Below are 11,492 nucleotides of genomic sequence, written 5' to 3' on the forward strand. Positions count from 1 at the left end.
AGCGGTGTTGCTGCTGCTAGATCAGCTGATGCCGGCAGCGGTGCAGGCCGCGGCGAAGGCCGCGGTGCAGAGCTCGGCCTTGGTCACGAAGCCGTCGTCGACGACCGCCTTGACGTTCGCCTTGGTGATCGACTCCGGCTTCAGCAGCACGGACGGGACGCTGGCCTTGGTGGTCGGGTCCTCGGTGGTGCCGGTCGCGGTGGTCGGCGTCTGGCTCTTGGCGAGCGCGACGGCCAGCTCGGCGGCCGCGTCGGCCTCCTTCTTGATCGCCTTGTAGACCGTCATGCACTGGTCACCGGCGAGGATGTTCTGAAGACCCTGCACGGTCGCGTCCTGGCCGGTCACCGGGATCTTGCCGTTCAGCTTGTTCTTCTTCAGCACCTCGATGGCCGCGTTACCGAGGCCGTCGTTGGCGGCGAGCACGCCCGCGATCTTCGGCTGCTTGGTGAGCTGCTGCTCGAAGATGGTGCCGCCCTTGGCGTTGTCCCACTCCGGCACCGAGTCGTCCGGGCCCTTGAGGTAGTCGCCCGAGTCGTACTTCGGCTGCAGGACCGAGTCGTAGCCCTGCTTGAACAGCGTGGCGTTGTTGTCGGTCGGCGAGCCGTTGAGCTCGGCGATGTACGGCTTGGTCACGTTCGCGGCGGTCAGGCAGTCGACCAGGCCCTGACCCTGCAGCTTCCCGACCTCGACGTTGTCGAAGGAGACGTAGTAGTTCGCGCCGCCACCCGGCGTCAGACGGTCGTAATCGATCGTCGCGATGCCGGCCTTCTTGGCGTTGTCCAGCACGTTCTTGCCGGTACCGGCGTCCAGGTTGACGATGATGAGGACCTTGACGCCCTCCTGGATCATCCCGTCGGCGATGGTCTGGAAGGAAGCCTTGTCGCCCTGGGCGTTCTTGATGTCGGCGTCGACGCCGGCGGCCTTGAACGCGTCGGTCAGGTACTTGAGGTCCGCCGTCTCCCAGCGAGCCGAGCTCTTGGTGTCGGGCAGGATCACGCCGACCTTGCCGGTCTTGCTGGAGTTACCGGCGGAACCGGTGTCGCTGCCCTTGTCGTCGCCACAGGCAGCCATGCTTCCGGTGGCCAGGAGGCCGACCGCGGCAAGGGCGAACAGTCCCTTACGCATTCCGTATGTCCTTTCGGGGGGTAAATCCGGGCCTTCGTTCGGATTTGTCAGGGGTGGTGCGTGCCTGGGAGTGTCGCTCCCCTGGGCGCCGATGGATCAGGAACCGGTTTGTTGTGCCCGGCAACGTATTCCGGTGGTGGCCTAGAACACAAGGCACTGCGGAGATCTATCTCGTAACGCTGGATAACAATCCAGCAACACGACTGAACCCGAACACGCATGACCTGCCCCGGAAAGTCGTGAATCCCGGCACGCGGGGTGACTCTGCGTGAGATCACGACGAAACATCGGAGGCTCCCGGCGGACATCACCGGGACGTCATGTCAGCTTCTGATCACCGCAACGGTCGCGCTGGTCAACCGGATCAGGTCAGCCGGCGCCAGGGAGACCTGCAGACCGCGGCGTCCCGCCGAGACATACATCAGGTCAAGTTCCTCGGCCGACTTGTCGATCACTGTGGGCAGTTGCCTGCGCTGACCCAGCGGACTGATGCCGCCGCGCACGTAGCCACTGCTGCGCTCGGCCGCGGCCCGGTCGGCCAGGGCCGCCCGCTTGCCGCCGGCGGCGTGCGCCAGCGCCTTCAGATCGAGATCACCGGTGACCGGGACGACGCCGACCACGAGACGCCCGTCGACCTCGGCGACGAGCGTCTTGAACAGCCGTTCCGGTGCTACCCCGAGGGTCTCCGCGACGACGGCGCCGTAGTTCGGCGCGTCCGGTGACACCTCGTACGGATGCAGGGTGTGTGGCACCTTCTCCGCGATCAGCAGCACAGTGGCCGGGGTGCCGGCCGCCTTCTTCGGCATGCGCCGCACGCTACTCCGGGAGTGATCTCCACCTCACCCCGATTCGGACACGTAGCGACGGATCGGTCACGTTACGGCGTCAGGAGTGGGCCGTGATCAGAACCGTGGGGGCGTTGTCGACCCTGGTCAGGACCAGTCCGGCGGCATGCGGGCCGCTCAGTTTCAGATCCTTGCGCAATTGATCGGGTACGAGCGCAGACCCGCGCTTGCGGATCTCCAGCGTCCCCACGCCCCGTTCCCGGAGCAGCGCCCGCAGCCGCTTCAGCGAGAACGGCAGCACGTCGGTCACCGCCAGCCGCCGGGCGAACGGCGTGTCCACCGGATCGTCGGTGTAGACGTAGGCGATCTCCGGATCGCCCAGCCGCCCGCCGATCGTCGCCGCGAACTCGGCGACCAGGTGCGACCGGACCACGGCCGGATCGGGGTCGTAGAACCAGGCGCCGACCGGCCCGACCGGCGCCCGCTCCAGCCCCGAACCGGTCAGCTCGCCCACCCCGGCCAGGGTCGCCCGCCGGGGTGCCCGGGCCAGCGGACCGCACCAGAACGCGGCCTCGACCAGATCGCCGCCGACACTGACCCACTCGCCCTCGGCACCCGGCGGCAGCAGCCCGTGGTCGATGCCCGGGGCCAGCTTGAGCACGGTCCGCGGCACCCGCTCGGCCAGGCCGGCGACGAAGTCCCAGGGCGGCGAGTACGCCTTCGGGTCGAACACCCGGCCCCGCCCGGCCTGGCGACGCGCCGGGTCGGCGAAGACCGCGTCGAACCCCTCCACCTCGACCGTGGTCGCGTCGGCGCAGACCACGGTGATCCGGTCGTCCAGTCCCGCGGCCCGCACGTTGGCGGCGGCCAGGGCGGCGGTCGCCGGGTCGGCCTCCACCGCGTACACGGAAATTCCTGATCGGGCCGCGGCCAGCGCGTCCGAGCCCAGCCCGCAGCCCAGATCGGCCAGGGTCCGGGCGCCCGAGGCGGCCAGCCGGGCGGCCCGGCGCTCGGCCACCACCGCGCGTGTCGCCTGCTCCAGCCCGTGCCGGGTGAAGAACATTCGGGTGGCGTCCGGGCCGAACTTCACCGCCGCCCGGCGGCGCAAACTAGCCTGGGTGAGTGCGGCGGCGGCCAACTCCGCGCCGAAGCCCCGGGCCCGCAGGGCCGAGGCCGCGGCCAGAGCGTCACCGTCGCCCGCCTCGGCCGCCGCGGCCAGGGCATCCACCCCATCCGGGGTCTGCAGCAGAGCAAGGAGTTCAGGGGTCACACCAGGCATTCTCCCCGGCGTGACAGGTTGGCACTCTGGTTGACGGAGTGCTAGTTCCGGCATAATCTCCGGTTAGCACTCTCATGATGAGGGTGCCAGCTGACAGGGCCCGGCCCTGACAGTTAGGCACCAGGCGGACCGGCACCCGCGACGACGGCCCCGCCCGGTGGCATGAGGCATCTGACCGGCCTGGCTCATGGCCGGCGAAACCTGTACCCAGGAGGGTATGCCCGTGACTACCGCGACCAAGGTTGCGATCAAGCCGCTCGAGGACCGCATCGTGGTCCAGGCGAACGAGGCTGAGACCACCACCGCGTCTGGCATCGTGATCCCCGACACCGCGAAGGAGAAGCCGCAGGAGGGCACCGTCCTCGCTGTCGGCCCCGGCCGGATCGACGACAAGGGCAACCGCGTCCCGCTCGACGTCAAGGTCGGCGACGTGGTCCTCTACTCGAAGTACGGCGGCACCGAGGTCAAGTACGCCGGTGAGGAGTACCTGGTGCTCTCCGCCCGCGACGTCCTCGCGGTCATCGAGAAGTAAGACCTAACCGACTGTGCAGGCGCCCTGTTCCGGGAAATCGGGGCAGGGCGTCGGCGCGTGAAGGGACCAATACATGGCGAAGATTCTCAGCTTCTCTGACGACGCCCGGCACCTGCTGGAGCACGGCGTCAACACGCTCGCCGACACGGTCAAGGTCACTCTCGGCCCGCGCGGCCGCAACGTCGTCCTGGACAAGAAGTTCGGCGCTCCGACGATCACCAACGACGGTGTCACCATCGCCAAGGAGATCGAGCTCAGCGACCCGTACGAGAACTTGGGCGCCCAGCTCGTCAAGGAGGTGGCGACCAAGACCAACGACGTCGCCGGCGACGGGACGACCACGGCGACCGTTCTGGCGCAGGCGCTGGTCCGCGAGGGCCTGCGCAACGTCACCGCGGGGGCGAACCCGATCGGCATCAAGCGGGGCATGGACCAGGCCGCCCAGGCCGTGTCCAAGGCGCTGCTGGCCAAGGCCGTCGAGGTCGACGACCACAAGGCGATCGCCAACGTGGCCACCATCTCGGCGCAGGACGCCACCATCGGCGAGCTGATCGCCGAGGCGATGGACCGGGTCGGCCGCGACGGTGTCATCACCGTCGAGGAGGGCTCGGCGATGCTGACCGAGCTCGAGGTCACCGAGGGTCTGCAGTTCGACAAGGGCTTCATCTCGCCGAACTTCGTGACCGACGCCGAGTCGCAGGAGGCGGTGCTCGAGGACGCTCACATCCTCATCACCACCCAGAAGATCTCCAGCATCGAGGAACTGCTCCCGCTGCTGGAGAAGGTGCTGCAGGGCGGCAAGCCGCTGCTCATCATCGCCGAGGACGTGGAGGGCCAGGCGCTCTCCACCCTGGTCGTCAACTCGCTGCGGAAGACCATCAAGGTCGCCGCCGTGAAGGCGCCCGGCTTCGGTGACCGCCGCAAGGCGATCCTGCAGGACCTGGCGATCGCCACCGGTGGCGAGCTGATCGCCCCGGAGCTCGGTTACAAGCTCGACCAGGTCGGCATCGAGCAGCTGGGCACCGCCCGGCGCATCGTCGTCGACAAGGAGAACACCACCATCGTCGACGGTGGCGGTAACTCCGTCGAGGTCGCCGACCGGGTCTCGCAGATCCGCAAGGAGATCGAGGCGTCGGACTCCGACTGGGACCGTGAGAAGCTTTCGGAGCGGCTGGCCAAGCTCTCCGGCGGCATCGCGGTGATCAAGGTCGGCGCCGCCACCGAGGTCGAGATGAAGGAGCGCAAGCACCGCATCGAGGACGCCATCGCGGCGACCAAGGCTGCGGTCGAGGAGGGCACCGTCCCCGGCGGCGGCGCCGCTCTCGCTCAGGTCGCCAAGGAGCTCGAGGACAACCTGGGCCTGGAGGGCGAAGAGGCGATCGGTGTCACGATCGTCCGCAAGGCCCTGGTCGAGCCGCTGCGGTGGATCGCTCAGAACGCCGGCCACGACGGTTACGTCGTGGTGGGCAAGGTCGGCGAGCTGGGCTGGGGCCACGGCCTCAACGCGGCGACGGACGAGTATGTGGACCTGGCCGCGGCCGGCATCATCGACCCGGTGAAGGTGACCCGAAACGCGGTCTCCAACGCCGTCTCGATCGCCGGTCTGCTGCTGACCACCGAGAGCCTGGTCGTGGACAAGCCGGCCGAGGCGGCCCCGGCCGCCGGTGGCGGGCACGGCCACAGCCACGGTCACGGCCACCAGCACGGTCCGGGTTTCTGACCCGGTTGGTTTTCAGAAGGGCGCGTCCTCTCGGGGGCGCGCCCTCACCATGTCCGGAGGTTTCTCCGGGGCATCGCCCTGCCACGACCGCCACAGCGCGGCGTAGGACCCGTTCGCGGCGACCAGTTCGTCATGTGACCCCAATTCGGTGATCCGGCCGTCCTCGACCACGGCGACCCGGTCGGCGTCGTGCGCGGAGAAGAGCCGGTGCGCGATCGCCACCACGGTCCGCCCGTGCACCACGGCGGCCAGCGAGCGTTCCAGGTCCCGGGCCGCCCGCGGGTCCAGCAGGGCCGTCGCCTCGTCCAGGACGAGGGTGTGCGGGTCGGCCAGGATGAGCCGGGCCAGGGCCACCTGCTGCGCCTGGGCGGCGGTCAGCTGGTGCCCGCCGTCGCCGACCGCGGTGTCCAGCCCGCGGGGCAGCGCGTCGGCCCATTCGAGGGCGTTCACGGCGGCCAGGGCGGTCCGGACGTCCGGCTCGGGGGCGGCCGGGCGGGCCATCGCCACGTTCTCCCGCAGGGTGCCGATGAACACGTGATGCTCCTGACTGACCAGTGCCACCTCGGCGCGCAGCCGGTCCGGGGCGAGCGCGCCGAGCGGCACCCCGCCGACGGTCACGCTGCCCTCGGTGGGCCGGTGGATGCCGGCCAGCAGCCGGCCCAGGGTGGACTTGCCGGCGCCGGACGGGCCGACCACGGCGAGCCGCTCCCCCGACCGCAGGGTCAGGTCGACGCCGTGCAGCACCTCGCGCCCCTCGATGTAGCCGAAGCGGACCCCGCGTACCTCGATCCGGGTGTCGGCCGGAAGCGGCGCCGGTGGCCGGGGCGGTTCGGGCGCGTCGGCCACCCCGAGCAGCCGGGCCAGCGACGCGGCGCCCACCTGCAGCTCGTCCAGCCAGGAGAGCAGCCGGTCGAGCGGGTGGATCAGCTGCTGGACGTAGACGACGGCGGCGGTCAGCTGGCCCAGGGTGACCGCGTGCCGCAGGTAGAGCCAGCCGCCGACGAGCAGGGTGAGCACCATCGGCAGCACGTAGCTGACCTCGATCACCGGCCACCAGACGGTCCGCAGGAACAGCGTGTACCGCTCGGCCCGCCAGGACCGGCCCAGGTCCCGGTCGGTCCGCGCGACCCGCTGGCCCTGCCGGCCGAGCGCCTCGACCGTGCGGGCGCCCTCGACCGTCTCGGCCAGCCCGTCGGTCACCTCCGAGTAGGCCGCGTTCTGCCGCAGATATCCGGAGGGCGCGCGACGGACGTACCACTTGGTCCCGGCCACCGTGATCGGCACGCCGATCAGCAGCGGGGCGGCCAGCACCGGGCTCACGGCGATCAGCGCGACCACCACCAGACCGCCGGTGAGCAGCGCGATGAGGGTTTCCGGCACGGCCAGCCGGACGCATTTGGAGAGCGCGTCGACGTCCCGGGTGGTCCGGGTCAGCAGGTCCCCGGTCCCGGCCGACTCCACCGTTCCGAGCGGCAGCGTCAGCACCCGGGCGATGAACTCCTCGCGCAGTTCGGCCAGGATCTGCTCGCCGAGCCGGGCCGAGGCCAGGTACGCGTACCGGATCAGCACGGCCTGCAGCACCACGAACCCGGCCAGCGCTCCGGCCAGCCGGTTCAGTTCGGCCGTGTGGGCCATCCGCTGGACGGCCTGCACCAGGTCGCCGAGCAGTCGCGGACCGGCCAGCCCGGCCAGCGCGGCCAGCAGGTGCAGGCCGATGGTGGCGCGGAACATGCCGGGGTGGGTACGGAACAACGATCGGGCGTAGCGCCAGGCCTGGGCACGACCGGCGACGGGTAGCGCATGGTTCACGGCTGCTCCTGACGGAGCACGACGCGGGCGTACCGCGGCTCCGAGTCGAGCAGTTCGTGATGGGTCCCGGCCGCCACCACCCGGCCCCGTTCCAGGTAGAGCACCCGGTCGGTGTGGCCGAGCACGAGCGGGCTGGAGGTGCAGACGATCGTGGTGCGCCCGGCCCGTACGGCCCGGAGCCGCTCGGCAATCCGCGCCTCGGTGTGCGCGTCGACCGCGTTCGTCGGCTCGACCAGGATCAGGATCTCCGGGTCGGCGACCAGCGCCCGGACCAGCCGCAGCCGCTGCTGCTGGCCGCCGGAGAAGGACCGGCCGCGCTCGGCGACCACACTGTCCAGCCCGCGCGGCAGACCGTCCACGATGTCCTGGGCGGCGGCGGCCTCCAGGGCCTCGGCCAGCCGCCCGCCGCGTTCCGGGTCGAGGTCGGCCCGCAGGTGCCCGGAGAAGAGCCGGGCGTCGTTCTCGGCCACCAGGATCCGCCGGCGCAGTTCGTCCAGGGGCAGGGCGGCCAGGGGGGTCGTGCCGAGCTCGGCGCCCTCGGTGTAACCGCCGAGCCGGTCGGCGACCCGGGTCGCGTCGGCCGGGTCCTCGGCCACGATCGCGGTGAGCCGGCCGGGGACGGCCCGGACCCCGGACTCCGGGTCGGCCAGCTCCCCGGGTGGTCGCTCCGCTGTGGACGCGAGCGGCCGGTCCCGGGACAGGCTCAGCAGCTTCACCACCCGGCGGGCCGAGACGTGTCCCCGGGTCAGCTTGTCGATCGAGTCGGTGAGCTGGCGCAGTGGCGCGACCAGGAACGCGGCGTAGGCGTAGAACGACACGAGCTGGCCGACGGTGATCTGCCCGGCCGCCGCGAACCGGGCGCCCAGCCACGTCACCAGGACCAGGAACGTTCCCGGGAGCAGAACCTGGGCCGCTTCCAGGAGAGACTCGACGGTGGCGGTCCGTACGCCGGCCGCGCGAAGCGCCTGGGACTGCGCGCGATAGCGCGCCACCATGACCGCCTCCCCGCCCACGCCGCGCAACACCCGCAGCCCGGTGACCAGGTCCGCGGCCTGGCCGGTGAGACGGCCCTGCTGCTCCCGGTACGCCTGCTGACGCCGGTGCAGCGGCCGGATCAGTCCACTCACGACGACCATCAGGGCCGGCACGCCGATCAGCACCACCAGGCCGAGCGGGACCGAGGTGTGCAGCAGGATCAGCGTCACCGTGGTCACCGCGAGGACCGCGCCGGTGCCCTTGGAGGCGACGTCGACCGCGCCGCCGATGTGGGTGATGTCGGCCGTGCCGATCGCCACCACCTCGCCCGCCTCCAGGCGACGCGGCAGCGACGAGCCCAGCCGATTGGCCTGGCGGACCGTCACCTGCACGGTGCGGAACCCGGCACCGAGCCAGTTGTAGACCGAGTACCGGTGCCGGCTGATCCCGGTGAGCGCCTGCACGACGCCGACCACGAGCAGCACCAGACCCCAGCCGAGCAGGGCGCCACCGCGCTCCTCGGCGGCCGCGTCGATGGCCCGCCCGACCATGGCCGGAACCAGCGACTGGCAACCCATCCAGGCGATCGCGAGAACGATCCCCGTGATGATCGTCATACGGGAGCGCCGGACCAGCCAGCTCAGAAAACGGGTGGCGGACCGGGCATCGGGCAGGCCGGGATCGGCCACGGGCAATCTGCGCATCAGGCCCCGACGGTACGGCCGGGAGGCCCGCGGAGCGACCGCTCAGCGATCGACGGGGGTGAAATCCCAGACGTGCGGAGCGCGTGCGACCAGCTTCTCCGGCGGCGTGGGCAGGCTCTCCGGGGTGTTTCGCCATTTGGTGATGACGACGATGCGATGATCCGTGGACGAATAGACGTCACTCGACACATGTTGTGGCAGCACCTCAAGGCCGGGCACCGCCGTGTCGCAGACCCAGCTCAGCAGCTCGTCGAAGCCGCTGCGCGAGGCCCGCACCTCCCACATCCGCGCGATCATGCTCGCTGTCTACCCCCCGAGCACGACCGCGGTCAAACCCGGAAGATCAAAACCGCGTTTCCCGTACGGCGATGAGCCGCCCGCTCGCTGCCGCCTCAGCCCGGCACGCTCACCGTCGTCAGGTTCATCGACGAGTCCGCGGGCAGATCCAGGCGGCTCGGGGCGACACCGGCGGCCACCAGGTGCGAGCCGAGCGCCGCCACCATCGCCCCGTTGTCGGTGCACAGCTGCGGCCGCGGCACCCGCACCGCGATCCCGTGCTTGGCCGCCCGCTCCTCGGCCAGCACCCGCAGTCGCGAGTTGGCCGCCACTCCCCCGCCGATGACCAGCGTCCCGACCCCGTTGCTGAGGCAGGCGTCGATCGCCTTGGCGGTGAGCACGTCGCAGACCGCCTCCTGGAAGCTGGCCGAGACGTCGGCCACCGGCACCGGCTCACCGGCCCGCTCGCGCGCCTCGACCCAGCGGGCCACCGCCGTCTTCAGCCCGGAGAACGAGAAGTCGAACCGGTGCTCGGCCTGATCCTTGGGCGCGGTCAGCCCGCGCGGGAACGCGATCGACCGGGAGTTGCCGTCCCGGGCCGACCGGTCGATGATCGGGCCGCCCGGGAAGCCGAGCCCGAGCAGCCGCGCCACCTTGTCGAACGCTTCACCGGCGGCGTCGTCGATGGTCGCGCCGAGCGGGGTCACGCCCGCGGTCAGGTCGTCGACCAGCAGCAGGGACGAGTGCCCGCCGGAGACCAGCATGGCGATCGCCGGCTCGGGCAGCGGGCCGTGCTCCAGCGTGTCCACCGCCACGTGGGCGGCCAGGTGGTTCACGCCGTAGATGGGCTTCTCGGCGGCCAGCGCGTACCCCTTGGCCGCGGCCACCCCGACCAGCAGCGCCCCGGCCAGGCCGGGTCCGCTGGTCACGGCGATCGCGTCGATGTCGGCCAGCGTGACGCCGGCCTCGTCGAGGGCGCGCTGCATGGTCGGGACCAGCGCTTCCAGGTGCGCGCGGCTGGCCACCTCGGGCACCACCCCGCCGAACCGGGCGTGCTGGTCCACACTGGAGGCCAGCGCGTCGGCGAGCAGGGTGTGCCCGCGGACGATCCCGATCCCGGTCTCGTCGCAGGAGGTCTCGATCCCGAGGACCAGGGGCTCATCACGCATCTCGCACCGTCACCGTCTTGATGCCGAAGTCACGCATCTCGCATCATCACCAGGGCGTCCGTGTTGCTGGGTTGGTAGTAGCCGCGCCGGATCCCGACCGGCTCGAAGTCATAGGTGGCGTACAGCTTCTGCGCCGGATGGTTGTCGACCGCCACCTCGAGCAGGGTCCGCTGCACGTTCTGCCGTTTGACCTCGCCGAGCAGGTCCTCCAGCAGGGCGCGGCCGATGCCGAGCCGCTGGGCGTCCCGCTTGACCGCGATGTTCTGCACCCAGGACTCTTCATGATCCACAATCGACAGCCCGGCATACCCCACCAGGTCGTCGTTCTCCATGGCGACGACGTAGTAGTTGCGCTGGGCCAGCTCGTTCCAGAACATCGCGACCGACCACTTCTCCGGCCCGAACAGATCCTCCTCCAGCGGCAGCACCTCATCGATGTGCCACCAGCGGAAACGCTCGATCCTCACGTCAGCACCGGCTTGCGGCCGGCCGGCTCGACCGCGTCGGGTCGACGCAGGTAGAGCGGGGCGAGGATCTCGCTCGGGGCCTTCGCCCGGATCCGGTCGGCCGCGATCGCGACGAGGGCCGCGCCCGGCGGATAGAGCAGGTGCTCCTCCACCGGCACGCCGAAGTCGTACTTCAACGCCCCTTCGCCCGCTGACTTGTCCACATTTACCGTGACATCTGCGGGCTTCGCGACATCAGGACCATTTTCCCGTACGCCGTCGGCATACGTCGCGTAGTACACCTCGCGCCGCCGCGCGTCCGTCGCGATCAGCACCCGCCCCGGCCCGGCGGCCCGGCCGAGAGCGTCGAGCGAGCACACCCCGTACGTCGGGATGCCCAGCGCCTGACCCATGCTCGCGGCCGTGGCCAGACCGACCCGCAGGCCCGTGTACGGCCCGGGGCCGAGACCGGCCACGATCGCGGTCAGGTCGCGCGGCCGGAACCCGGCCTCGGCGAGCACCGCCGCGATCCCCGGCGCCAGCTTCTCGCCGTGCGCGCGGGGATCGACGGTCCGGTTCTCCGCCACCCCGAACAGACCATCGGCAGTGACCTCGACGAGCGCCGCCGTCGAAGCCGGCGTGGCGGTGTCCAGAGCTAGAACAAGCACCCTG

The 11,492-nt window shown here is 70.9% G+C and carries 11 protein-coding genes; 2 read left to right on the forward strand and 9 right to left on the reverse strand.

The genetic code is table 11. The features are described from left to right. Nucleotides 1-21: 21 nt before the first annotated feature. From ACSHV8_RS37695 to ACSHV8_RS37705, 3 genes are all read right to left on the reverse strand, one after another. The gene (locus tag ACSHV8_RS37695; protein WP_436523890.1) at nucleotides 22-1,125 is read right to left on the reverse strand and encodes a sugar ABC transporter substrate-binding protein; all 1,104 of its coding nucleotides are present in this window, start codon (nucleotides 1,123-1,125) and stop codon (nucleotides 22-24) included. A 323-nt stretch (nucleotides 1,126-1,448) separates the two neighbouring features. Beyond that, nucleotides 1,449-1,931, reverse strand: coding sequence for a Cys-tRNA(Pro) deacylase (gene ybaK / locus ACSHV8_RS37700; RefSeq protein ID WP_436523892.1), 483 nt, complete (start codon nucleotides 1,929-1,931; stop codon nucleotides 1,449-1,451). A 79-nt stretch (nucleotides 1,932-2,010) separates the two neighbouring features. Beyond that, a complete protein-coding gene (locus ACSHV8_RS37705; protein WP_436523894.1) occupies nucleotides 2,011-3,189 on the reverse strand; it encodes a class I SAM-dependent methyltransferase in 1,179 nt (392 codons plus the stop codon). Nucleotides 3,190-3,406: 217 nt separating this feature from the next. On the opposite strand from ACSHV8_RS37705, the gene groES reads away from it, so the two are divergent. Further along, on the forward strand, nucleotides 3,407-3,721 hold the full coding sequence (groES, locus tag ACSHV8_RS37710; RefSeq protein WP_014440794.1) for a co-chaperone GroES: 315 nt from the start codon (nucleotides 3,407-3,409) through the stop codon (nucleotides 3,719-3,721). 73 nt (nucleotides 3,722-3,794) lie between these two features. Continuing rightward, entirely contained in the window at nucleotides 3,795-5,441 is a 1,647-nt protein-coding gene (groL, locus tag ACSHV8_RS37715; RefSeq protein ID WP_436523897.1) for a chaperonin GroEL, read from the forward strand. 12 nt (nucleotides 5,442-5,453) lie between these two features. Here groL and ACSHV8_RS37720 read toward each other — a convergent pair whose 3' ends face one another. The 6 genes from ACSHV8_RS37720 to tsaB all read right to left on the reverse strand — a co-directional run bounded on the left by ACSHV8_RS37720 (nucleotide 5,454) and on the right by tsaB (nucleotide 11,488). After that, the gene (locus tag ACSHV8_RS37720) at nucleotides 5,454-7,250 is read right to left on the reverse strand and encodes an ABC transporter ATP-binding protein (RefSeq protein ID WP_436523899.1); all 1,797 of its coding nucleotides are present in this window, start codon (nucleotides 7,248-7,250) and stop codon (nucleotides 5,454-5,456) included. Then, a complete protein-coding gene (locus ACSHV8_RS37725) occupies nucleotides 7,247-8,929 on the reverse strand; it encodes an ABC transporter transmembrane domain-containing protein (RefSeq protein WP_436523901.1) in 1,683 nt (560 codons plus the stop codon). Before ACSHV8_RS37725 ends, ACSHV8_RS37720 begins: the two co-directional genes overlap by 4 nt. A 42-nt stretch (nucleotides 8,930-8,971) precedes the next feature. Continuing rightward, nucleotides 8,972-9,226, reverse strand: coding sequence for a hypothetical protein (locus ACSHV8_RS37730; protein ID WP_285553211.1), 255 nt, complete (start codon nucleotides 9,224-9,226; stop codon nucleotides 8,972-8,974). Between the two features lie 95 nt (nucleotides 9,227-9,321). After that, nucleotides 9,322-10,374, reverse strand: coding sequence for a tRNA (adenosine(37)-N6)-threonylcarbamoyltransferase complex transferase subunit TsaD (gene tsaD / locus ACSHV8_RS37735; protein WP_436523903.1), 1,053 nt, complete (start codon nucleotides 10,372-10,374; stop codon nucleotides 9,322-9,324). Between the two features lie 29 nt (nucleotides 10,375-10,403). Further along, nucleotides 10,404-10,841: a ribosomal protein S18-alanine N-acetyltransferase gene (gene rimI / locus ACSHV8_RS37740; protein WP_436523905.1), complete on the reverse strand. Its 438-nt coding sequence runs from the start codon at nucleotides 10,839-10,841 to the stop codon at nucleotides 10,404-10,406. Further along, on the reverse strand, nucleotides 10,838-11,488 hold the full coding sequence (gene tsaB / locus ACSHV8_RS37745; protein WP_436523907.1) for a tRNA (adenosine(37)-N6)-threonylcarbamoyltransferase complex dimerization subunit type 1 TsaB: 651 nt from the start codon (nucleotides 11,486-11,488) through the stop codon (nucleotides 10,838-10,840). The genes rimI and tsaB overlap by 4 nt, the downstream gene beginning before the upstream one ends. Nucleotides 11,489-11,492: the final 4 nt, after the last annotated feature.

Source organism: Actinoplanes sp. HUAS TT8, from assembly GCF_051380535.1.
GTDB lineage: Bacteria > Actinomycetota > Actinomycetes > Mycobacteriales > Micromonosporaceae > Actinoplanes.